Origin of the sequence: Paenibacillus dokdonensis (genome assembly GCF_004916975.1) — a bacterium.
GTDB lineage: Bacteria > Bacillota > Bacilli > Paenibacillales > Paenibacillaceae > Paenibacillus_AQ > Paenibacillus_AQ dokdonensis.
Genome location: NZ_STGQ01000001.1, coordinates 2,864,412 through 2,886,569, shown reverse-complemented (window position 1 = coordinate 2,886,569; position 22,158 = coordinate 2,864,412). Strand labels below are relative to the sequence as shown.

Here is a 22,158-nt window from a genome sequence, read left to right as displayed (position 1 = left end):
TTTATTTGTCCTTTTGAACTTTTAGCAGTTTGGGTAAAGTCACAAAGGTATATCCTTTTTTCTTCAGTTCCCGGATGATTTCCGGTAATGCTCCGATCGTTCCGGATAAGTCCGAAGAGCTGCCCCCTCCGGCATGCTGAAGAATGATGGAGCCCTGCCCGGCTGTGGTCATCACGTTTCTTTTCACAGCCTCTTTGCTGATGCCTTTCCAGTCCAAGGAATCGACATTCCAGTTGACGATTTTATACCCCTCGCGTCTGGCCCAGCGCAGTTGGTTCTCCGTAATATCACCATAGGGAGGACGGATCAATTTTGGCTTATAGCCGGTAATGCCATACAGGATTTTCTCTGTCCGGATGATTTGATCCATATATTCGGCCATCGTCAGCTTATGGAACTGTGGATGGTTGTAGGAATGATTCCCGATGACATGTCCTTCCCGTACAATTCTGGCTACCAGGTCTGGATGCTTTCTGGCCCGGCTGCCAACAACGAAGAACGTGGCCTTTACTCCATTCTGGGACAATATCTTTAGAATTTGCGGAGTAAAACGGGGATCAGGAACATCATCAAAGGTCAATGCGATTTGTTTGATATGGGGACCGTGAATTTTGAAAGTATCAGGGTATTTCTTGATGAGCTGCCCCAAGGTTAAAATCTGTTTCTCCTGACGTGTTTCCTTTTGTTCATGACTGCTTGTTTCTTGTATCGAATGAGAAGAGGCCGGATCCTCCAGCTGGGCCGCATTAAGAGCGGCTTCAGGCCAAAGCAGGCTGATAAGAAGCATAGCAGCGCAGGCTTTGACAAGTCGGGTATTTATCATCGGTTGCGGCTCCTTTCCCCGGTATTGCTGTCAGCAATTGTGATTGTCTATACTGTTATGTCCCGAATTGGAAAGAATTATGATGGTTTTTAAAAATAGCCCACATTTCCATAATTACTCCGAAAACGTGTATAATAAATGTGTTTCATATGAACCGTTTCAACATACGGACTTCAAATATAAGCTTACTGAAAGGAGACAAAAAGCATGGCGGATTTATTCACACCTTATGTATTAAAGGGATTATCTTTGAAGAACCGAATTGTAATGCCTCCTATGTGCCAATACTCGGTGCAAGCGCAGGATGGAATCCCGAACAACTGGCATTTTGTGCATTATGTTTCCCGGGCGGTGGGCGGCACAGGGCTGATCATTGTGGAGATGACGGCTATTCATCCGGATGGACGTATTACGAATCAGGATACAGGGATCTGGAGCGATGAGCACATCCCCGCATACCGCAAAATTGTGGACGAGATACATACCCATGGAACACGAATTGGCATTCAGTTAGGACATGCCGGCCGAAAAGCGGAGGATGCGAATCCGCCAGTAGCTCCGTCAGCCATTCGATTCGATGAAAAATATAAAATACCTCGCGCCCTTACTACCGAAGAGGTAGAAGAAATGGTGCAGGCATATAAAGAAGCGGCTAGACGGGCAGTTGAAGCCGGGTTTGATACGGTAGAAATTCATGGTGCGCACGGATACCTGATCCACCAGTTCCATTCACCGCTTACCAACCGTCGCGATGATGTTTACGGTCAGGATTTGCCACTCTTTGGTGTAGAAGTGACAAAGGCGATCAGGGAGGTTGTGCCTGAGGATATGCCGGTTATCATGCGGGTTTCAGCCAAAGAATATGTGGACGGCGGTTATGACGTAAATTATATCGAAGAAGTCTGCCGGCGTTACCAGGAGGCAGGAGTGGATGTGTTTCATATCTCTTCCGGCGGTGAAGGGCATATTGGCGCCAACGGTGGGCCGAAGGCCGGGGCAGGTTATCAAGTGGAGCTGGCCGAGCATATCAAAGACAAGCTGGATGTACCCGTTATCGCAGTAGGACGTCTAGATGCCTTTGAAGACGCGCAAAACGTGGTGCTGGATGGTAAAGCAGATTTAGTGGCAGTAGGCAGGGGAATGCTGAAAGATCCTTACTGGGCGCTCCATGCATCCCAAGCGCTTCAAGGTGATGGGAAAATACCGAAGCAATATTTACGGGGCTTTTAATATAAGAGTGAAGACGACGGCATGGGCAGGTGATCTGTCTATGCCCTTTTTCCATTCTCATCGTTGTACGAAATGCGTAATATCCTATAAAATGGTATTTAAGAAATTGGAATGTTTTTGATGAATGATTACAATGAAGAGGGGCGGCAGCATGGTACCAAGCACTAAATGGGATATACGGATCGAGGAGGTCCCCGTCGGAAAAGACATTCTGCTCGTTATAACCGGCGGATCAGCCCATATTGGTGCTGTAGCTACCGCATATTATTGTGACGATGCCAAGGAGGCTACGGTGCAGACGATAGATCTGCCAGGACATCGGGAGCATGATCTGGCCGCGGAAATGGCGGAGAAAGCAGCAGAAGCGCTAGGCATCACCGTTACCGTGGCGGCAGGAATCCATTATGATGGTATCAACCGTGAGCAGATTTCAGAGATTGTAGCGGAGGCAAATTCAATGTTTGACAGGTATATTACCGTTAAGACTGAAAAAAGCAAATGAAAAATTTTTTGTGAATTTTGAAACGACTTCAAAGCTGCTGCGTAAATGAATATCATAAGAACAACATTAAACCTTTCTAGGAGGAAATAACAAAATGGCTATTTTTAAAAGATTACGTGACCTGACAATGTCTAACATTAACGCAATTATCGACAAAGCGGAAGACCCGGTAAAAATGACAGACCAATATATCCGTGACATGACTGAAGATCTTGAAGATGCGGAGAAAGCGGTAGCAGCACAAATTGCTATTGAGAAGAAATTCAAGCAGCTGTATGAGGAACAAGCAGCTCTGGTTGAAAAACGTACCCAGCAGGCACATACGGCAGCACAAGCACAAAATGTTGATTTAGCCCGCCGTGCGCTTGAGGAAAAGAATGCTGCTGAACAAAAAATGGCCGAATACAAAGCAAGTTATGACCAAAACAAAGCAGCAGCAGATAATCTTCGCAGCAAGCTTGATGAGATGCGCAAACAGCTGACCGAAATGAAAAATAAACGTGAAACATTGGTTGCCCGTTATAATGCTGCCAAGGCGCAAACTGAAATTAATAAAGCAATGCAAGGCTTCAGCCCGGACAGTGCTTCAAACGGCATGAAGCGTATGGAAGAAAAAATGATGCAAATGGAGGCGCAAGCCGAAGCAAGCAACGAAATGTCCTCCAAAGCCAAATCCCTTGATGATGAATTTGAAAAGATCGGTACGGACAAAGCGGTTGACGACGAGCTCGCTGCGCTGATGAAACAGTACGAGAACAAGTAATAAAACGGACCAATAGAACGTAAGTTTAAAGCAGCGAAGGGGATTGCATGCAAATGTCCTCCTTCGCTGTTCCTGCTGTATAAGATAAAAACCTGAGCTGGTGGAGGCACGTTTCATGGATTTTAATACGATTATGGGGATTCTGGTATGGACAGGATCTGGGGCGCTGCTCCTTTTTATTCTCATGTTTGTCGATTCCCTGTTCACAAGATACAAGGACTTTGAGGAAGTCAAGGCAGGAAACATGGCAGTAACGACACGCCTTGTACTGAAGCTGCTGGCTCAGGGGTACATCCTTTCGGCTTCGATCAGTACATCCAACAATCTGCTTGATGCTGTGATGGTGTCCATCATTTCTTTCCTGATCCTGCTTGTACTAGAGGCAATCGTCCGTGTTCTACTGCGACTATGGGCAAAGCTGGAACTTGATGTGGGAACGCAGCAAGGGAAGGTTGGTTACGGGTTGTTCGCGGGTTCGCTTCATATGGTTGGCGCGTTAATTATTACCGCATGCCTATAAAGTAAAGGATCCTCACAGAATAAGTTTATGAACATAAGGAGTTATAACATATGAGCGTATTTAAACGAATTGGCAATCTGTTTACCAAGCCCGAACCGCCAAAGGCGGAAAAAAGCATGCTGGCTCTCATGCCGGGGGATATTTGCGAAGTATCACTTGTTACCTATGAGGTCACAGGCCGTGTACACAACCGTGGACGTAACGCCGTAGTTCTGACGCTGCAGGACGGAAGCGCTATCGCTTATTTGCATATCGAGGAACGTGAAACGGTTCAATACTCTCTCTATACGCCTTTGGATGGCCGTCTCGACAATCCGAGCGAAGTACCGACAGAGCTGGATTTGGACGATAGAACCTTTTTCCTGGAAGAGGAGTATGAAGGCCATGTGCTGGTGAATGGTAAAACCCCTTTTACCCAGGGCGGGGAGCAGCATGTGTGGCAATATCAATCCGATGATTACCGTCTGGTGCGCATTGAATGGCAGAACGGACGCTTTATGCTGTATGAAGGAGAGAAAGTGCTGTCGGGAGATGTAAAAGTCATCCGGGCCAATTAGGAGTGATCATATGAAAGGACGGCAGGGACGGTCGCTGCTAAGCTTGAAAATCGCACTTGTTATCAGCCTCGTCATGTCACTGCTGAGCGGGTGCGGGATCGGTTCACCGAATGTCAAGGAAAGCTATCCCTTGGAATCGGTAAATCGCGACGGCAGTGCGACCTCGTACGTATATCGGGCTGCGGATAAGACCGTCCCGGAAGTGGCAAAAGAACTAACGGATGAGAAAAAGCCTGATCAAGTTTCTAAAGAAGATACGGAACGGATGTTTCTCGTTTATGGAAATGAATATTATCATCTGCAAAAGGATCCCAAAAAAGAAAGCGACACACTGATTGAAGTCGATTCCCAGCAGTATGTCCAAAAGAATTATGATTCTAGCTTTCTGAAAGGATATCTCACTGCGGTCGTAATTGGTCATCTTTTTGACTCGCTTGGCGGAGGGGGTGGCGGGTATAGGGGTTATTCCAGCCGGGACATTTACCAACCCAAGCAGGGGACATACCATGCTCCTACCACCAATGACAAGAAAATTGCTCCTCCTCTGACGGTAGAAAAGAAAGGTTCAATCTTCCGCCGTGGTACCAATAATGGAGATACAAGCGTTGGTTCAGGCGGCAGCATTTTTGACCGGAATACAGATTCATCGAAGTCCAGTAAAGGAAGCATTTCTCGAGGGAAAACTGGATCTGGCGGCTTGTTTGACTCACCGAAAAAATCCTATACCAAACCGAAAACGAGAGTCGGTTCCGGTAAAATTACGCGAAGGTCGCGAAGATAACACAATAAGCAGCGCACGAAGCATGGATTCGTGCGTTTTTTTGTGTCATGATATAATTAAATGTTCATCTTATACTGGATCGAAATAAAGGATGGTGTTTACTACATGAAACTAAACAAGGAAGAATACGATAAATTTCACCGCAAGCCGCTGCAGGTTCAGCAGGCGCAAGAGCTGCTTGCCGCGTACGGAAAACCCGGTTCAACCGAGCAAATCCCTTTACAGGAAAGTCACGGTCGCTACTTGGCCGAGGAAGTAAAAGCACCGCATCCATTCCCACGGTTTCGCCGCTCGGGGATGGATGGATATGCCGTTAAGTCAGAGGATACATTGGGATGCAGTTCAGACCAGATGGTCTGGCTGGACGTGATTGATGAAATCCCATGCGGCTCTGTTTCAGAGCACGAGATTACCGCTGGAACTGCTGCACGAATCATGACAGGTGCCCAGGTTCCGGAAGGTGCGGATGCTGTCGTCATGCTGGAAATGACTGAGCTGCGTGAGTATGAGGGACACACTCAGCTGGGACTCAAGCGGAAGATCGAGGAAGGCAAGAATGTTACTCCAATCGGGTTTGAAGTACACGAGGAGGAGGTTTTGCTCCGTCCGGGCCGCCGGATTCAGGCGGGTGAAATATCTGTGCTGGCCTCCTTCGGCGTGCATCAGGTCACTGTGTACCAAAAACCGCGCATCGCTATATTTTCAACCGGCTCTGAGCTGTTAACCGTGGATGAGCCGCTGCAGCCTGGGAAAATCCGCAACAGTAATACGTATATGCTGGCCTCTCAAGTGCGCGAAGCTGGCGGTGAGCCGTTCATCCTGGAGGCTGTGATGGATGATCTGCTGCTGGCAAAAGCAAAGGTGGAAAAAGCCATGCAGGAATATGATGCTGTGGTGACAAGCGGCGGCGTATCCGTGGGCGATTATGATATCATGGGCGATTTCGTTCGGAGTGACAGCGTGGACATGCTCTATAACAAAATTGCAATGAGACCCGGAAGCGTTACTACCGCGGCTGTCAAAGACGGCAAGCTGCTGTTCGCTCTTTCGGGCAATCCGGGTGCGTGTTTTGTCGGCTTTGAATTGTTTGTACGGCCGTTCATTCTGCGGGTGATTGGCTGTGATAAGCCTTATTTGACGGAATGGACAGCAGTCCTTGAACAGGATTACACCAAGGTGAATGCTTTTACCCGTTATGTAAGAGGCAGGGTTGAGGCAAGAGATGGTATGCTCTATGCCATTCCGGCCAAGGTCGATGAATCAAGCGTTATGGTGACGATTAAGGATAGTGACTGTCTGATCGTTATTCCACCGGCCAAAAGTGTAACACCAGCAGGTGAGAAAGTGAAAATTCTGCTATTGAAAGGAAATACACTGTGAGTGCTGTGAATAAGGCTCATCCTGATCAGAATGTAGTAGGAAAGCCGTTTGTATGTCAGGTTGTTGGATACAAAAACAGCGGAAAAACAACATTGGTTTGCTCTCTTGTTGAAAGATTAAAAGCAATGGGCTTCCGGGTAGCTGTGATCAAGCATGACGCTCATGATTTTGAGATAGATCATCCCGGTACGGATTCATATCGTCATCGTGCAGCCGGCGCTTCGGCTATTGCTCTGGTATCCCCACGTAAAACGGCTGTGATTCGAGAGGTGGAAATTAATCTGGACGAGCTCGTTGAGAGTTTTTCCTCCTACGATATCATTCTGGTTGAGGGCTTTAAGAAGGAGAACTATCCCAAGCTGGTTATGGTACGGAGAACGGAAGACAGGGAGCTGATTCAGAATCTCAGCTCTGTTCTAGGTGTGGTAACCTGGCTGTCTCAAGAGGAGACTCTTGCTGAAATGGATCAAGAAACAACAGAACTTCCTGTTGTTTTTGGCAAAGATGATATTGAACAGATGACGGATTGGCTCCAGAAACGAATATAAGCATGTAAAAAAATCCGGTCTCCTTGGGGAGATCGGATTTTTTTAATAAAAGGTTTCAATATGGAATTGGGATTAATCCGTACGCCGCTCAATGGCTTCGGACATGGTTTTATCCGTAAGATGCGCATATACTTCCGTTGTCTCTGTAGAAGCGTGGCCAAGCTGCTCTTTTGTTTTGTATATATCATTTTGCAAATAGTAATCGGTTGCGAACGAATGGCGGAGCTTATGGACCGTTAGAAATGGCTTACCAAAGCGCTTTGCATATTTGATAATCATGGCCTGCATCGCACGTTTGGTCATACGACTGCCTTCAGTATGCCCGTTGGCCAGCGCAAGAAAAAGCGCTTTTTCTCTTTTAGGTGCTTTATAGCGGGTTTGGCGCAGGTTCAAGTAGGCGTTCAAATCATCCTTGGCCTGTTCCCGGAAGTACACCGGTGTTTTGAAGGTTTCATCGTTATTTCCTTTTCGGTAGACATACAGTAATTTGTTATTCATATCGATATCGTCAACATTCAGATTGACTACCTCGGATACACGGAGACCAGAGTTCAATATCAGGCTTGTGATACTGGCATCGCGCTCTTTGTTCTGTTCATGCGAATACAAAGCCTGCTTATTTTTCTCCACATCTTTGGCATAACCCTCAAGGATGTAGCCGATGAACTCCAGCAGTTCTTCCTCTTCCAGGATTTTTCCTTTAAGCTTGGCAGCGGTATCCTTTGGTTTATGGATTCGCTTGATTTCAATTTTTGCCATGATATTGCGCTTCAGAAGGGGATAAAAATCTTCATCTTCGGCGATTTGGCTTAAATAATGGAATAAGGATCTCAATGAAGACAGCTTGCGGGAAACAGTGATCCGGGAATTTGTGCCCTCCCGTTTTGTCGTAAGAAAAATCCGGTAGCTGACCACGTCCCCCATCCGGAGTACCTCGAGCTCCTGCAAAGTAACTTCTTTGTTAGCTTCAGCTTTGGATAGTCCTTCACCTCGAAGCCAGTTAAAGAAGGTCTCGTAGTCCCTTACATATTCGAGCAAAGTGGAGGGAGACAGGTCAGGCAGTTTGTAGTCGATAAATTGCTGGACAAACCACGGCATGCCCAGTACCTTGTCATCTAGCTTGATCCGGTCAACTTCTTTTTGTACATTCATGCGGGCATCACCTCATTTTTTGAGTAGGTCTATAAATCAATTTCATAACTCACTAAAACGATAAAAATGAAACAATATATAGACCAATAAAATCGTTTGGATATATATATAGCCTTGATTGAAGCGGCCTAAGGTATTATGAAATTGATTCCTATAAAGTATATTTTACCATATTGGTTAGCAAGGTGCTCTGAAACCATCTTTTCAGGGGTCTATGGGTATAACCTTGCTCCATAAGGATCAAAGTTATATAGTTAATATGAGACGATGTACATAATTGAGGTGGACTCATGGATTTCAGAATGGATCTGGTTCCGGCACGAAGAAAACAGGTGATCAGCGGTTTAATGCAGCTGTATTTGTATGATTTCACACTGTTTCAGAATCTGGATGTGAATCAGGATGGCGTGTTTCCTGACTATCCGGGTCTGGATGATTATTGGAAAAGAGGATCAGGTAAATATCCTTTTCTGATGACAAATGGTAATATTCCCGCGGGATTTGCTCTGGTGGACCGTCTGGTAGACCCGGAGGAAGGTGATTTTTATATGACTGAATTTTTTGTTATGCAAAAATACCGCCGCTCCGGTATGGGAAGCTGGGCAGCACGCGAGCTGTTTGACCGTTTCCAGGGCCGCTGGAAAGTCACCCAAGTCAAGACGAATGCTCCAGCGCAGGCTTTTTGGAGAAAAGTCATCGGTACATATACGGATCAGCAGTTTGAAGAAAAGATAAGTCCGATTCATGGACACATCAGTCAGTATTTCACGTCACAAAAGATGAATAGCATAAATTAAATAGGTTTTGAACTTGGGTATGGCGGAAAGAGTATATACGGCTTTTAAATCAGGTTACAGGTTATTTCCCCAAAGCGGGGTAATATAGAATTACGCTTACTGCTTGAGAGGACCTGGTTCATATTTTTGTGTTATGAATAAGGAGGCAAGAAGATGGAAAAGCGTTCTTTTGGGAAAACGGGAATGGAAGTTAGTATTTTAGGCTTCGGAGGCTCTGAAATTGGTCAGGAAAATGATCTGTCCAAAGTGGAGGAGCTTCTGAACCATGCACTAGACGCGGGTCTAAATGTTATTGATACGGCAGAATGCTACGGAGATAGTGAAGAGCTGATCGGGAAGGCATTATCCGGCCGCAGAGATGACTTTTACTTATTTACGAAGTGTGGGCATGCAACCGGTTTTGAAGAAGAAGACTGGGATCCTGTCATGCTGGAAAAGAGTATTGACCGCAGCCTACAACGGCTGAAGACCGATTACGTCGATATCATACATCTGCACAGCTGCTCGGAAAAGATATTGCGACAGGGATCTGTGATCGAGGTTTTGCAAAAAGCAAAGAAACAGGGGAAGACTCGTTTCATTGGCTACAGTGGAGACCGGACCGACGCATTATATGCTGTGCAAACCGGTTTGTTCGACAGCCTCATGATCTCATTGAATATTGCTGATCAGGAAGCGATTGAATTGACTTTGCCTGAAGCCAGAGAGAGAGGTATGGGCATAATCGCCAAACGGCCGGTAGCAAACGTTGCCTGGACCTACGAGACACTATCGGAAAAGGCTTATCCGTACGTATACTGGCAGAGGCTGCAGGAGCTCCAGTACGATTTCCTTGCAGACCATGAACAGGCGATTGCAGCAGCACTGCGGTTCTCACTTACTATACCTGGCGTGGACACGGCCATCGTCGGGACACAAAAGCCGGGGAGATGGTCCGAAAATGCTAAGCTTTTGCAGACCAGTTCATTGCCCGAACAAGTGTATGAGGAAATCCGGGCACGCTGGAAGGAAGTCGCGGGAGATGACTGGGTGGGGAAAACCTGATTTAACCCGCATGCAGACAAGGCAGCCGCAAAAAAGCTTGGCCTGTACAGGCCAAGCTTTTTCACTTATAACATTATAAAAAAACAACATATGAAAAATTCATAATAGTTGTGAGGGAAATCATATAATCCTGGAAATATAATAATGAAATGAGATAAGGGGGAGAACGGTGTGGGAACGATCTGGAAGGGCGGAACGATTTACACGATGAAGAAGGAGCTTCAAACGGTCGAAGCTGTATTTACTGAAGACGGAACCATTCGCGAGATCGGTAAGCTGGACGAGTTAATGCAGAAGTACAGCGGGCAAATCACAGAAGTTCAGGAACTTGGCGGCGGGGTGATGTTCCCCGGTTGGGTGGACAGTCATATGCATTTGATTGGACATGGGGAGACATTCCTCAAGCTGCAGCTGGGCAGCTGTACAAGCAGGGAGGAATTACTGGAGGCAGTTCGGGGTCAGGCAGAACTATTACCGGAGGGCATGTGGATCATCGGAGAAGGCTGGAATGAGAATAATTGGGTGGATTCATGCTTACCTGAGAGAGAACAGCTGGACCTCGCTGCACCAGGACATCCAGTCCTGCTTAGAAGAATTTGCAGGCATGTTATCGCAGTTAATTCTGCTGCACTTGAAGCTGCAGATATCAAAGAAGGCTGCCCTGAGGTGGCAGGAGGAGTCCTGGGCAGAACTACAGAAGGAACATTAAACGGAATCTTCAAGGAAAAAGCACAAGACCTTATACTCGAAGCTGTACCGGGTGTAACAGAGGAATATCTGGAGGCGGCATTAACTGCGGCTATACAAGATTGCTGGTCCAACGGCTTAACAGGCTGTCATACGGAGGATTTAAGTTATTATGGAGGATGTGCACGCACGATGCGTGCGTTTAATACCGTTATTCATGAGCATGAAAAGCATTTTAGAGCTCATCTGCTTGTCCATCATTTGGCGCTGGATGAATGGCTGGAGGAAATGAAAGGAAAGGGTATCGAATCCCCGATGCTGGAATTTGGAGCCATGAAGCTCTTTGCAGATGGGGCGCTTGGTGGCAGAACTGCATTACTCAGCCGGCCATATGCGGATGCGCCTGAAACATCCGGTATCGCTGTCCATAGTGATGTGGAATTGGAGGAGCTGATAGTTCTTGCGAGAAAGCATGGCATGTCCGTAGCTTCACATACGATCGGAGATGGGGCGGCAGAAAAAGTACTCCGGTATTTGGAGAAGCATCCATGTCCGGAAGGCAAGAGAGACCGGCTAATTCATGGACAAATTTTGCGTCCGGAGTTGGTTGAACAGATGAAAAGGATGCCGTTGATAACGGATATTCAGCCAAGCTTCGTCGCTTCAGATTTTCCTTGGGTGATGGATCGGATCGGAGAGCCTGGAAACCTGTTAATCTATGCTTGGAAAACACTGCTGAACCAGGGAATACCTTGTGCAGGGGGCTCCGACTCACCGATTGAGAAGGTGTCACCGCTCGAAGGTATTCATGCGGCAGTCACGAGAACCAAACCGAATCAACCTGCAGTATATGGGGAAGAGGAGAGACTCAGCATGTACGAAGCCATATCCTTGTATACCACGGGAAGTGCTCATGCCATTCTTCATGAAATGGACCGGGGAAAGATTGAAGAAGGTTTTGCTGCGGATTTCACGATTTTAAGCAGGGATCCATTTCAGGAGGAACCTCAGGCATTGCTTCAAAATTCTGTTCAAATGACCGTAGTTAACGGCAGCATCGTATATCAAAACGAATAAATGAAAGCTGGATACGTCGAACAAAATAACAAAGCATATTTGAGCCCTATGGTAATAATTTCATCATATGAAAAATTCATAATAGTAAAACTTATATGTGTGGTTCTTTCTAGCACCATATAACGTAACCAACAAACGATCACATCTATTGACAATAGGGTGTAAAAGGGAGTCGGATTACGTAAATAATATTATGTTAACTAGAGATGAATACGTTCATCTTTACCTATGAATCAGTTAAGATTCATTGACAACGGATCATCATGAGAGTAAACTCCGAATATACCCATGTGGGTATATTGAGATATTTTAAAGAAGAAGGTGAGGTGCTTACTGTGCAGCATTTAACCGCTCTGAATCAAATTAAAGATCAGATTCAGCAGGCTCCATTAACCTTACTGCTGATCAAAACAGATCATTGTGGTGTGTGTGACAGTGTCATGGCCAAACTGGATGACAAGCTGCCATCTTTTCCGCAAGTTAAGGGCATCTATATTCGGATGGAAGAAGCTCCGGAGGTGTCCGGTGAATATCTCGTTTTTACAGCTCCCACACTGCTTCTGTTCATGGAAGGCAAGGAAGTCTTTCGCCAGTCCCGGTTTATTCTTATGGGAGAAGTGGAGAAGCAGCTTCAAGGCTGGAGTGAAGCGCTGCAATAAAATGGCTTAAGAACCCGAGCAGTACGAATAGCAGGTATTCTAACTTCATATAATGTCCTATTCCGAGCCTTGTTCTGCATATAAATGTAGAAGAGGGGAGAGTGATTTTGGCATGGACAAGATTGTCAAAAGATATTATCAACTGAAGCAGCAGCAAAAGGAAACCGAGCAGGAGCTCAAGGAACTGCGCGATCAGATCATGACCTTTTGTGAGGAGAAAGAAACTTCGGAGTTTGCAGCAGGAGCCTACCGGGTCAAGCTCGTTTCACAGTCCCGAAAAGATTATGATGATGCCAAGCTGTATGAAGCTCTGCCGGATCTGGAGCTGTGGCGGATGCTGTCCAAATCGGATTCATCGAAAATCGCCGGGCTGATCAAGCTCGGGGTTATTAAAGAAGAACGGATTCAGGATACCTATGCGCTTAAGCAGATTACACTGCTGCAGGTAGATAAGAAGTAGTTGAACAAATGAATGGTCATTGAAAAGGCACTCATGGGATGATTGAAGTGCACCCCTTAGAATAGACATTGGAAAAACCCCTTGGTTTAACCGATGAATTCTAGGGGGTGTATTTTTTATGGCTATAAAAGGTCAAAAGTTTAAGACGTACTCTGAGGAACTCAAGATGGAGGCAATCCGTTTGCACGTAGAGGAAAAATGGACGTATCGGCAAATCAACGATCATTTGGGAATCCAAGACCAGAGTCGGATGAAGCGTTGGATGCGAAAATACCGTGAAAAGGGTGAGTTTGGTTTACTGGATCAACGAGGAAGGCGGAAGGAATATTTAGATCAAGAGCGATATGTTCAGCAGTTGAAACGGGAGAATACGATGCTAAAAAAGTGTTTGGAAATCTGGATGCAGGAGGGAAAGAACAGCGCTTCAAGCTTATCGAACAAGCAGCGAATGTCGGCCAAGTAGCCGAACACTGCAAGCTCCTTGGCGTCTCTAGAAGTGGCTATTACGCGTATTTGAAGAGGAAGAAGAATGACCGAGATGCCGAGGCTAAACGACTCCTTCGCACCGTGTATCAACGCTACGAAGGAAAGTATGGCTACCGTCAGATCCAACTTTTCTTGTGGCAGGATGAAGGTGTATGGATGAATCACAAGAAAGTACTGCGCCTAATGCAAAAGCTTGGTCTTCAAGCCAGCATTCGCCGGAAACGTCGATTTAATATGACATACCAGGCTGCCGAGCGCGTGGCTGATAATCTGCTTAAGCGAAATTTCACAGCCGAAAAACCAAACCAGAAATGGGTGACGGATGTGACTCAATACCGGATAGGCGAGCGCTGGCTGTATCTTTCGGCAGTGAAAGACCTATTCAATAACGAGATTGTGGCCTACCAACTTAGCGAACGTAACGATAATGAACTGGTACTTCAGACGTTCGCTAAAGCATTTGCTAAGCGAAAAGACGTGTCCGGATTGGTCGTTCACAGCGACCAAGGGTTCCAGTACACGTCTCATGCTTACCACGACATGCTGCCAAAGGTTAGCGCCCAAATCAGCATGTCTCGCCGGGGCAACTGCCTAGACAACGCCTCCATGGAGAGCTTCTTCTCGCATCTCAAAACGGAAGGGCTTTATCCCTATGATATCCGAAATCTGGCAGAGGCACAAAGGAGAATTGAGAAGTACATACAATTTTACAACCAAAGGCGACCGCAGCGTAAATTAAACAAACTGACGCCGGTACAGTACCGGCGCCAGTTTGCAGCCTAGGTGTTTTTTCAATGTCCACTAAATGGGGTCTTGACCATGATCGAATTGAGTGCTTTTTTGTGAAAAGAACAGCAGGTCTCGCTGACATTCCAACTCAGCGGGCCTGCTGTTCTTCGTTATAACGGATTTATTTAGATTGGAGATCTTGGAGCAAACGATACAGGATTACACCGGCTTCTGCCCGGGTTAATTTACCCTTTGGATTGAAAGATTGATCCGGGTTCCCTTTCAGATAGCCCTTTTGCACAGCGTACAATACAGCTCCCTTTGCAGCTTCCTGGATGTTGTTCTGGTCTTTAAATGAAAGGTCAGTTGTTGTGCCGGTCACATTAGCGCCCAATGCATTTGTAAGCAGAATGGCTAACTCTTCACGTGTCAGCTGATGGTTTGAACCCGCTTCTGCTGCACGTTCGCTCCAGGTCTTGCCTGAGCCGAGAAGACGATCAAGAAGTGACAGGAACTCTGCTTGTGTGACTTGATCACTTGGTTTGAACGTTTCAGTTGAATCTTTTCCGTTTGCCAGGTAGTGGGCTGCGATGACTTCAATTTCATTTTTGGCCCAGTGATTAGCGATGTCTATAAATGTCTTGGAGACTTCGGCAGCGCTGAATGCGCCCAGCTTGGAAGCTTGGAACGAAATGGAGTTAGGACTGTTGTTTCCGGCAGAAAGATAAGTCCATGTTTCTCCGCTGCCCTGATTAAAAACTCCAACTTTACTACGGTTTTTCACTTTAGCTGAATCAATAGCCAGCGTTATAGTCATCGGTGATGTTAACGCTGCTGGTGGTTCAATAATAGTCAGCATGTTTGAAACGAAATTTACAGTTCCGCCGGTTGGTGCTTGCGGCGAACCTGTAGGTGTGTTACCAAAGCTGATTCCAATAATAAGTCCATCTTTCGTAGCAAAACTCTTCATGTCATTAGCAGGAATAGATATTTCAAAACCTATCCCTTTAATGACAAGAGGTTTATTGGCCTTCAGCAGCTGGTCTGCTAGAGAGCTGCTGAGCTGAATGTTCAATGGATGATACGACTCAATGGCTACATCGTTAATATCCAGCGTAATATTTTTTGCATCTGTGCCGTTCAGTTGTCCGGTCAAGTAAGAAGAATCTACGTTTAGTACAGCGGACTGCTGATCGCCTGTACCTTTCTCAGTTAATGTTCCGGCTGTCAGCTTTTTGCCAGAAGGTGTAGAAGGCGTACTTGGTGTAGAATTAGATCCTGATCCTGACCATGAGCCACTGCCGTTGCCATTACCAGGATTCGGGCCTGGATCTGGGCCTGGATCAGGATTTGGATTTGTACAAGGACTAAGCGGTGCTGAGAATGATACTTCTGTAGCCAGCTGATTACTGGAATTTGCAGCTAGCTTTGCTTTTGTTACATGGTATGAATCGGATACTTGGTCACCACTAGGAGATGGATCAGACCCTGGTTCCGGATCTTGACTCTTTTCGGGTGATGAAACAGGTTCCTGCCCAGAATTCGCAGGTGGGTCCGCTGGTTCATTGGACGGTGGTGCTGGTGTTGGTTCAGACTCCGTTGGGGGAATGGGAGAACCATCTCCATCTTCGGTTACGTTAACGACTATTGCATCGGCTACTTTTGAAGCAATTACTTTATCCTGTGCATCCAACAGACTTATATTTTTAACATTAAATGAGTATTCGTTTGCTTCATTTACAATAAAAGACAATTTAACCAGAGTGCCTTCCGCAACCGGTTGCTTAAATGTCAGTCCATAATGGACAACCGTTTGGTCAGACTCAGACGGATCTAGAACTGCTGCATCGACAGACTTAATTTCTTCTCCTTTTATACCAGCAAGGGTATTTTTCAGGGAGAGCTTGGCATCATAAGCCACATCAACACTCATGGACTGAATGGCATCTGAGCCTTTGAAATCCACGCTAATGTTAATTGGTTCGGAAACAGCCGAGTTGGATGAATCTGCCTTAAGCCCTACTTCAGTTGAATGATCAACAGGTGCTTTCTCCGTATTGTATTCGTAGGTCTTCGCAGGGACAGACAAACCATTGCCTGCGTCATCATATACGAATAGCTGGATTTTGTTCAACCCTCTTTTCAAATCAACTTCTACATTGAAATTACCTTCTGCATCGATGGTCCCAGTGAAATCTTTAAGCTCTGTATCTGTATCCAAACCAGCTTTTGCTTTGACGTGGATAAGATCCTCAAGGTTTGTACCATCGTACAAATCCAAAAGCATATCATTTTCGATTGTGCCTTTGAGGATTCCAACATTCGGTTTTTCAGGATTTACAGTAATTTCATCAGGCAATGTAGCTTCAGGTGCCGTATTATCCACCATGAAGACTTTAAGTGAATCGATCAAAGGAGTACTGTCTTCCTCACCCGGAATAAATACGAATGGGATCATGGCATAAATCCCTTCCGGATCCAATTTGATTTTTTCATCTTGGGAGTCGTCAAAAGAATTTACGGTTCCATCCCAGTCAAATGAATAATAGAATGGATCAAGCGATTTTTTGAAGTCCTCATTGTGGATATAACCGACAGGTAACAGATTATCATCATCATCCACACCGTAGACACCGAATACATAATCCTCAAGCTTTTTATTGACTGAATAATATACTTTTGTACCATGGCCACCTTCTGCAGTTGAGAGGTAGACCGGGTCAAACTCCAGGTTCGTAATTTCATCCTGATTATATTTATCACCCACATATACACTAAACGGAACATGCAGCTTGTGACCTGTTTTCATTTGGGTGAATATGAGTTGTCCATCATACATACCTTGTGCTGTTCCTTCTGGAATGGTGAGTGTAACCGATAGATTAGCAGAACCTTGGTCTGCATTGACATTGATATCGCAAAGATCCGGAACAAGCGATAATCCGTTGCTGCTGCTCCAATCGACGTATACTCCATAATGCTGAGCGGCGTGTGCGATATTATCAATAGTTAACTGTCTGGTTGTGGTTGTACCTGCACCCAGTTGACCGAAAGATAAGCTGCCAGAGTAAGAGGTAAGATGACTCGCATCCTGAAGCTGGATTGGTAAATTCTCTTCTACCTTGACAATCGCCTGTGCTTCGGCGGAGTTTTTCAAATCTACCCGGCCGGCGCCTTGTTCATTTACTCCATATTGTCTACCTTGACGGTCTTTGATCAGTAAAGCATTATTGGTTATCAAAGCTTTGATTTGCTCCGGTTTTAGAGTCAATCCTTCTTGGCGTGTTTTCTCCAGCAGGAGAGCGGCTGAACCGGCCACATGCGGTGCGGCCATACTGGTTCCCTGCAGCTCCTCGTAAGCATTCGTATAATCTCCACCAAATGCCGGGATGGAAGATCTGATCCCTACGCCTGGAGCTGAAATATCCGGTTTAATGTTGTAATTAGGAAGGGCCGGGCCTCTTGAGCTTAGATCGGCGAGCAAATCCTGTTCCTTTTGATAATTAAAGGTCACATGATTATTTCCCGCTGCTACTTCTTTTTGAAGCTGCAGGCCGCTATCCTGGGTGATCGTGTAGGTTGGCACGGATTCTTTAGCACCCTCAATGGTGGCACCACCAATTTCCCCAGGTATATTGTTGAAGATAATGATGGCTTTAGCACCATTTGCCGCAGCATTTTCAGCCTTCGCAGCAAAGGTGATCGTCCCGCGGGATACCAAAACCGTTTTCCCTTTGACATCTAAACCAGCATAATCGTTCACGTCACCCAGGTTAGCGTATACGAGCTCAAGATCTTCGTCGACATTATCCAGTTTGGAAGAAGTGGCAGCGAGCTGGGCATAAATAGTGCCTAACTTGGTTGATTTGAAAATAGGCGTTTGCAGCGGAGGAGTGGAGGCTCCAACCGAAATGGCCAGCTGAGCGGCAGCCGGGCTGCCTACGGTTTCTTCTCCGGGACCTTCATTCCCGTTGGACAAAACGACAGTTACGCCAGCTAATGCCGCGTTATCCGCTGCAATGGCATCGGGCGTATAGGAATTGTTCATTTTGGAACCAAGCGAGAGGTTGATGACATCCATGCCATCCGCCACCGCTTTTTCAATCCCTGCAATGACATTTTCGGTGCTCCCGCTGCCGTAAGGGCCCAGTACACGGTATACATAGAGATCGGAAGCGGGTGCCACACCGCGGACCCAACCTGTTTTGGAAGCGGGATCCTTCGGATCTCCACGACCGGCGACAGTTCCCGAAACATGTGTCCCGTGCAATGTATTATAGGAGCTTCCGTTTTTATCCGGTTTGCTGGAATCAGGTAATGTTTCCATCGGATCATTATCATTATCCACGAAATCATATCCGCCTTTATAAGCATCACGCAGGCTGGGATGATCGTAATCGATACCTGTATCAATAACCCCGACCTTAATCCCTTTACCATCAAAACCCGAATCCCACAAATCATTCGCTCCGATGAGCGGAGCACTTTCGTCCATATTCGGATAGAAATCATGACCATCTGCTATGGGCAGTGCGTGAACTTCCTCGTTAGGAAATACCGCTTTGACGCCAGGCAGCGCAAGCAGCTTATCCACTTGATTGGCTGGTAGAGTAACCGAATAGCCATTAAAAACTTTGGAGTATTCCCGTTTAAACTGGGCACCTGTTTTGGATAACGCTGCTGATTTAAACGCAGTATGCTCTTGATTCAAAATACTGCTGTAGCTGCCAATGGATGATCGGGCGCGGGAAGAAGGATTTGCTTCATATACTTTGATGGGCTCATTCTGCAGCTGAACGATGACCGTAATCGGATCGCTGCTATTCGATGTATCCACATAATTTTGAGGCTCTTCTGCAGCTGTAAGACCCTTTAACTGAGCTGTTGCCCGCTGGTTTGATAATTCCTTTTTCAAGCTGCCTTGTTTAAGCAGTGAATCTAGCTGGATTTTCGTATTGGGCGGAAGCTTGAAAGCAGAAGCAGAAGCAGAAGCAGAAGCAGCAGTCGCGTTCGGATATGTAATACCTACAGCAAGTATGGTGCTTAACAGCAATGTGGAATAAGTGCGGATTTTAGATGGACCTTTTCTCAAATCATATCCTCCTTTAAAGAGACTGGAATCATAAATACGGATGGACAACGATCCTCCTTTTTACATGGATTTAATTGAACACTAGTAAAATATAAATATAGTTTACAGTTTTTACATTATTCTGGTATGAGACTTAAGAAATAAGGCTTTATGGGCCATAGCAAGACATATGCTGTCATTTGAGTGTGTCGAAAATCCCTTAAACAAGAATTTCGAGTATAAATTGTGAAACAGGACATATTTCATTCCCATATTCGTGGTTCTTTCCATACGACAAAATAGGTTTGCAGACTTAAGTTTAAAACTGGTAGAAAAATAAAAAACTTCTTTATTCCACATAAGTTAAGAGGTGAAAAATCAAATAAATCTAATAATGTAAGGATTTAGCAAAAATACCAGCTGTTATTTTGATTCTTTCAAGTTTAAAAGCCTTTTTGAATATTTGTGATCCAAGCGAAATAAAGATTAGATGAGGAAACGGGATTCCGTTCCAGGAGACTTGGAAGAAGCAGCGTGGGTAGATGGTGCCTCGGTATTTGCGGGAATCCGCAAAATCATTGCACCTCTGATGGTACCAGGGATTTGTACGGTGGCCATCTTTACCTTTTCCGGCAATTGGGGAAATTTCTTCGTACCTTACATATTGCTGCAAACGCCTGAAAAGTTCCCGGTGTCTCTGAAACTCTACCAGTTCTTCGGTCAATACGGCATGGTGGATTACGGCAGACTGGCAGCGTTCTCCGTGTTGTATGCATTGCCTTCCATTGTGCTCTATATCCTGTCGCAGCGGTTTATGTCCAAAGGCTTCAGCATGCAGGGCGGGATGAAGGGGTAAAGAATTTGCAATCCGGAAAAAAACGACAAAACAAAAAAAGACAAAAAAGACGGGCCTGGTGAAGAAAACGGCTCGTCTTTTTTTGTGCTGCAAGCTTCTTATCGCTCCTGCTTGGCGATCATATCGGATAGTTTCTTCATCGTATTCCAGTTACGCACCGTTCCGGGTGTCCCCAGTTTGGCCAGATGCACGGCCAGCTTGGAGTCACGAATGCTTTTGCGGAAGAGCAGATGAACATCGGATCCGATAATTGTATATTCATCATTACCCCTTTCCGCAGCTGCCAGCCGGTTGAGACCATCCTCATGCGGAACAAAGGAGAGCATCGAAACATGGATAGATTCGCCTTCCAAGAGAGTCTCTTCCTTATAGGGGCACTGACGCATAATGGCTTCGAAATCCGCAGAACTGCGGATGACGACCGAAATGCTGAATCCAAAAGTATTGCGGATCTCTTCTTCTATTAAATGTTGGAGGGAAGAGGCATCAAGCTCAGAGGTTAGCACGACATTTCCGCTTTGTATGTAGGTTTGCACTTGCTTGCATCCGGCCGTTTCCAAAACGTCCCTTAGTTCAGACATCTTAATCTTGTTATGTCCCCCGACATTAATGCCGCGGAGCAGGGCAGCGTACACAGTCATTTTTCGGTTTCATCTCCAATCAGAAAATGGAATGCAGGTATGTCCAATATATCGCATCATGAAGAGCATCGCAATTGGTATCAACGCAACCTTATGATCGTATGGTCCGTCTAATTCATTAGTAGAATTTTCATATTCTAGGAGACTGACAGGAGGAAAATGATGCATGCTCATTAAATCTAAAGCCGTGACGGTGATGACCATCTTAAGCTTGACTGCGGTTATGTCTGCAGGTTCTGTGTTAACAAATGCGAATCCAGCAGCATCAGCAGCATCTTCTTCTGCGTTACGCCAGAACAGCGGGCCAATCCAAGTAACCTTAAATGGCGGAAGCTATATTTTTGAGAATACACCACTATTGGATAAAGGGACGGTGTATGTACCGCTCCGTGATCTGGGAGAGATGCTCGGTATCCAGGTGTTTTGGGATATCACAACCAAAGATATTTCCATTACCTATCCCGAGGTGCTGATCCATATGCCTTTTGGTGGTAAAGAAGCCATGATTAACGGTAAGAAAGTCACGCTCAGCACTCCTGGCCGCATCATCGATGGGCGAGCCTATCTACCGTTGCGGTTTGTATCGGAATCGCTCGGTATTAATGTGCAGTGGAATGCAGCTAAACGCACGGTAGCAGTCACAAATTCCTCATCATACACCAAAGGGCTCGGAGTAAATACGGCTGTATGGTTAAACCGGAAAAGCGGTGAGGTTCTCGTAGCACACCCATTTAATACCAAGCCAGTATCCATAGGGAAACTGGACTTTGATCTTGAGGAGCATGTGACCATCGATGCGCAGCTTTTAGCAGGTGGGGGGATGATGTTAACCGTCATTGACAACTATGGCGAACCTCATATCCATAATAATGTCTACACGGCCTATGTTAAAAATAATAAAATCCTGAAGCAGACCAAAGCCTATTACTTTAAGCGTTTTGAACGGAGTATTGTATCTTATGATAATCATCCGCTGCTGCTGGACGGGAAGACGCTAACGGTATTGGACAATGAAGGTACTGTAGTCAAAACCTATGATCTGCCGGCACTCGGCGGCAAGGATGAAGAATATTCCGTTGCAGCCGTCAGCGAAAAATTTCTGATCATTCGTCCCAATGACACCGGATTGTTAACGCTCATAAATTTGAAGGATAACTCTCGAACCTTGCTGTATAAAGAGTTCCTCACACCGGAAGAGCAGGAGTATTCCGAGAAAAATGATATTCCTTATTACGGGGATGAATTGAGGTTTTATGAAGCTTCAGAGAATGGAATCTTAACTTTTTCATATGATAGTCCTTTAACAGGAAAGAATCGGATACTGCACTACACCATGAAACCATAGGTAGAAAAAAGAACATACCGCTTTTATGCGGTACGTTCTTTTTTTGCGTC

Annotated in this window: 20 protein-coding genes and 1 pseudogene; 17 read left to right on the top strand and 4 right to left on the bottom strand. The window is 45.7% G+C overall.

The features are described 5' to 3' along the window. Window position 1: 1 nt before the first annotated feature. Window positions 2-820, bottom strand: a complete 819-nt coding sequence (locus tag E6W40_RS13335) for a polysaccharide deacetylase family protein (RefSeq protein ID WP_484217473.1) — start codon at window positions 818-820, stop codon at window positions 2-4. A gap of 210 nt (window positions 821-1,030) precedes the next feature. Here E6W40_RS13335 and E6W40_RS13330 point away from each other — a divergent pair, with 210 nt between their 5' ends. From E6W40_RS13330 to mobB, 8 genes are all read left to right on the top strand, one after another. After that, on the top strand, window positions 1,031-2,053 hold the full coding sequence (locus tag E6W40_RS13330) for an NADH:flavin oxidoreductase/NADH oxidase (RefSeq protein WP_136605893.1): 1,023 nt from the start codon (window positions 1,031-1,033) through the stop codon (window positions 2,051-2,053). Between the two features lie 151 nt (window positions 2,054-2,204). Next, a complete protein-coding gene (gene lpdD, locus E6W40_RS13325; protein WP_246072995.1) occupies window positions 2,205-2,555 on the top strand; it encodes a prenylated flavin chaperone LpdD in 351 nt (116 codons plus the stop codon). A 94-nt stretch (window positions 2,556-2,649) separates the two neighbouring features. After that, complete coding sequence (locus tag E6W40_RS13320) at window positions 2,650-3,318, top strand: PspA/IM30 family protein (RefSeq protein WP_136605892.1); 669 nt, start codon at window positions 2,650-2,652, stop codon at window positions 3,316-3,318. 115 nt (window positions 3,319-3,433) lie between these two features. Further along, window positions 3,434-3,838, top strand: a complete 405-nt coding sequence (locus tag E6W40_RS13315; protein ID WP_136605891.1) for a DUF350 domain-containing protein — start codon at window positions 3,434-3,436, stop codon at window positions 3,836-3,838. A gap of 50 nt (window positions 3,839-3,888) precedes the next feature. Next, the gene (locus E6W40_RS13310) at window positions 3,889-4,395 is read left to right on the top strand and encodes a DUF4178 domain-containing protein (protein WP_136605890.1); all 507 of its coding nucleotides are present in this window, start codon (window positions 3,889-3,891) and stop codon (window positions 4,393-4,395) included. A 10-nt stretch (window positions 4,396-4,405) separates the two neighbouring features. Continuing rightward, window positions 4,406-5,176 (top strand): DUF4247 domain-containing protein, encoded by a 771-nt coding sequence (locus E6W40_RS13305; RefSeq protein ID WP_136605889.1) that lies wholly within the window; start codon window positions 4,406-4,408, stop codon window positions 5,174-5,176. 105 nt (window positions 5,177-5,281) lie between these two features. After that, window positions 5,282-6,556: a molybdopterin molybdotransferase MoeA gene (locus E6W40_RS13300; RefSeq protein ID WP_136605888.1), complete on the top strand. Its 1,275-nt coding sequence runs from the start codon at window positions 5,282-5,284 to the stop codon at window positions 6,554-6,556. Then, on the top strand, window positions 6,553-7,104 hold the full coding sequence (mobB, locus tag E6W40_RS13295) for a molybdopterin-guanine dinucleotide biosynthesis protein B (RefSeq protein ID WP_168928919.1): 552 nt from the start codon (window positions 6,553-6,555) through the stop codon (window positions 7,102-7,104). The genes E6W40_RS13300 and mobB overlap by 4 nt, the downstream gene beginning before the upstream one ends. Before the next feature lie 72 nt (window positions 7,105-7,176). Here the strand turns inward: mobB and xerS are convergent, their stop codons facing one another. Then, a complete protein-coding gene (gene xerS / locus E6W40_RS13290; protein WP_136605886.1) occupies window positions 7,177-8,256 on the bottom strand; it encodes a tyrosine recombinase XerS in 1,080 nt (359 codons plus the stop codon). Window positions 8,257-8,546: 290 nt separating this feature from the next. On the opposite strand from xerS, the gene E6W40_RS13285 reads away from it, so the two are divergent. From E6W40_RS13285 to E6W40_RS13255, 7 genes are all read left to right on the top strand, one after another. Beyond that, window positions 8,547-9,053, top strand: coding sequence for a GNAT family N-acetyltransferase (locus tag E6W40_RS13285; protein ID WP_136605885.1), 507 nt, complete (start codon window positions 8,547-8,549; stop codon window positions 9,051-9,053). Between the two features lie 153 nt (window positions 9,054-9,206). Then, window positions 9,207-10,097: an aldo/keto reductase gene (locus E6W40_RS13280; RefSeq protein WP_136605884.1), complete on the top strand. Its 891-nt coding sequence runs from the start codon at window positions 9,207-9,209 to the stop codon at window positions 10,095-10,097. 171 nt (window positions 10,098-10,268) lie between these two features. Beyond that, the gene (locus E6W40_RS13275; protein WP_136605883.1) at window positions 10,269-11,861 is read left to right on the top strand and encodes an amidohydrolase; all 1,593 of its coding nucleotides are present in this window, start codon (window positions 10,269-10,271) and stop codon (window positions 11,859-11,861) included. 263 nt (window positions 11,862-12,124) lie between these two features. Continuing rightward, window positions 12,125-12,520, top strand: a complete 396-nt coding sequence (locus E6W40_RS13270) for a thioredoxin family protein (protein ID WP_246072994.1) — start codon at window positions 12,125-12,127, stop codon at window positions 12,518-12,520. Window positions 12,521-12,632: 112 nt separating this feature from the next. Next, complete coding sequence (locus tag E6W40_RS13265) at window positions 12,633-12,980, top strand: hypothetical protein (RefSeq protein WP_136605882.1); 348 nt, start codon at window positions 12,633-12,635, stop codon at window positions 12,978-12,980. 118 nt (window positions 12,981-13,098) lie between these two features. Next, window positions 13,099-13,443, top strand: coding sequence for a helix-turn-helix domain-containing protein (locus E6W40_RS13260; protein WP_246072784.1), 345 nt, complete (start codon window positions 13,099-13,101; stop codon window positions 13,441-13,443). Continuing rightward, on the top strand, window positions 13,365-14,249 hold the full coding sequence (locus E6W40_RS13255) for an IS3 family transposase (RefSeq protein WP_168928788.1): 885 nt from the start codon (window positions 13,365-13,367) through the stop codon (window positions 14,247-14,249). The genes E6W40_RS13260 and E6W40_RS13255 overlap by 79 nt, the downstream gene beginning before the upstream one ends. Window positions 14,250-14,376: 127 nt before the next feature. On the opposite strand, the gene E6W40_RS30290 is transcribed toward E6W40_RS13255, so the two are convergent. Next, window positions 14,377-19,287 carry a S8 family serine peptidase gene (locus tag E6W40_RS30290; RefSeq protein WP_168928918.1) on the bottom strand — a complete coding sequence of 1,637 codons (4,911 nt, stop codon included), beginning with the start codon at window positions 19,285-19,287 and terminating at the stop codon, window positions 14,377-14,379. A 481-nt stretch (window positions 19,288-19,768) separates the two neighbouring features. On the opposite strand from E6W40_RS30290, the pseudogene E6W40_RS13245 reads away from it, so the two are divergent. After that, window positions 19,769-20,122, top strand: a pseudogene (locus E6W40_RS13245) (carbohydrate ABC transporter permease); the annotation flags it as partial. A 98-nt stretch (window positions 20,123-20,220) separates the two neighbouring features. Here the strand turns inward: E6W40_RS13245 and E6W40_RS13240 are convergent. Next, entirely contained in the window at window positions 20,221-20,763 is a 543-nt protein-coding gene (locus E6W40_RS13240) for a DUF1697 domain-containing protein (protein WP_136605880.1), read from the bottom strand. A gap of 166 nt (window positions 20,764-20,929) precedes the next feature. Here E6W40_RS13240 and E6W40_RS13235 point away from each other — a divergent pair, with 166 nt between their 5' ends. Then, the gene (locus tag E6W40_RS13235) at window positions 20,930-22,108 is read left to right on the top strand and encodes a copper amine oxidase N-terminal domain-containing protein (RefSeq protein ID WP_136605879.1); all 1,179 of its coding nucleotides are present in this window, start codon (window positions 20,930-20,932) and stop codon (window positions 22,106-22,108) included. Window positions 22,109-22,158 lie beyond the last annotated feature (50 nt).

Bases quoted from the DNA above. Each gene is read 5' to 3' on its own strand.
- E6W40_RS13285 (WP_136605885.1), top strand. From the start codon at position 8,547: ATGGATTTCAGAATGGATCTGGTTCCGGCACGAAGAAAACAGGTGATC.
- xerS (WP_136605886.1), bottom strand. From the start codon at position 8,256: ATGAATGTACAAAAAGAAGTTGACCGGATCAAGCTAGATGACAAGGTA.
- lpdD (WP_246072995.1), top strand. From the start codon at position 2,205: ATGGTACCAAGCACTAAATGGGATATACGGATCGAGGAGGTCCCCGTC.
- E6W40_RS13300 (WP_136605888.1), top strand. From the start codon at position 5,282: ATGAAACTAAACAAGGAAGAATACGATAAATTTCACCGCAAGCCGCTG.
- E6W40_RS13320 (WP_136605892.1), top strand. From the start codon at position 2,650: ATGGCTATTTTTAAAAGATTACGTGACCTGACAATGTCTAACATTAAC.
- E6W40_RS13310 (WP_136605890.1), top strand. From the start codon at position 3,889: ATGAGCGTATTTAAACGAATTGGCAATCTGTTTACCAAGCCCGAACCG.
- E6W40_RS13315 (WP_136605891.1), top strand. From the start codon at position 3,434: ATGGATTTTAATACGATTATGGGGATTCTGGTATGGACAGGATCTGGG.
- E6W40_RS13305 (WP_136605889.1), top strand. From the start codon at position 4,406: ATGAAAGGACGGCAGGGACGGTCGCTGCTAAGCTTGAAAATCGCACTT.
- E6W40_RS13330 (WP_136605893.1), top strand. From the start codon at position 1,031: ATGGCGGATTTATTCACACCTTATGTATTAAAGGGATTATCTTTGAAG.
- E6W40_RS13265 (WP_136605882.1), top strand. From the start codon at position 12,633: ATGGACAAGATTGTCAAAAGATATTATCAACTGAAGCAGCAGCAAAAG.
- E6W40_RS13270 (WP_246072994.1), top strand. From the start codon at position 12,125: ATGAGAGTAAACTCCGAATATACCCATGTGGGTATATTGAGATATTTT.
- E6W40_RS13260 (WP_246072784.1), top strand. From the start codon at position 13,099: ATGGCTATAAAAGGTCAAAAGTTTAAGACGTACTCTGAGGAACTCAAG.
- E6W40_RS13280 (WP_136605884.1), top strand. From the start codon at position 9,207: ATGGAAAAGCGTTCTTTTGGGAAAACGGGAATGGAAGTTAGTATTTTA.
- E6W40_RS13240 (WP_136605880.1), bottom strand. From the start codon at position 20,763: ATGACTGTGTACGCTGCCCTGCTCCGCGGCATTAATGTCGGGGGACAT.
- E6W40_RS13235 (WP_136605879.1), top strand. From the start codon at position 20,930: ATGCTCATTAAATCTAAAGCCGTGACGGTGATGACCATCTTAAGCTTG.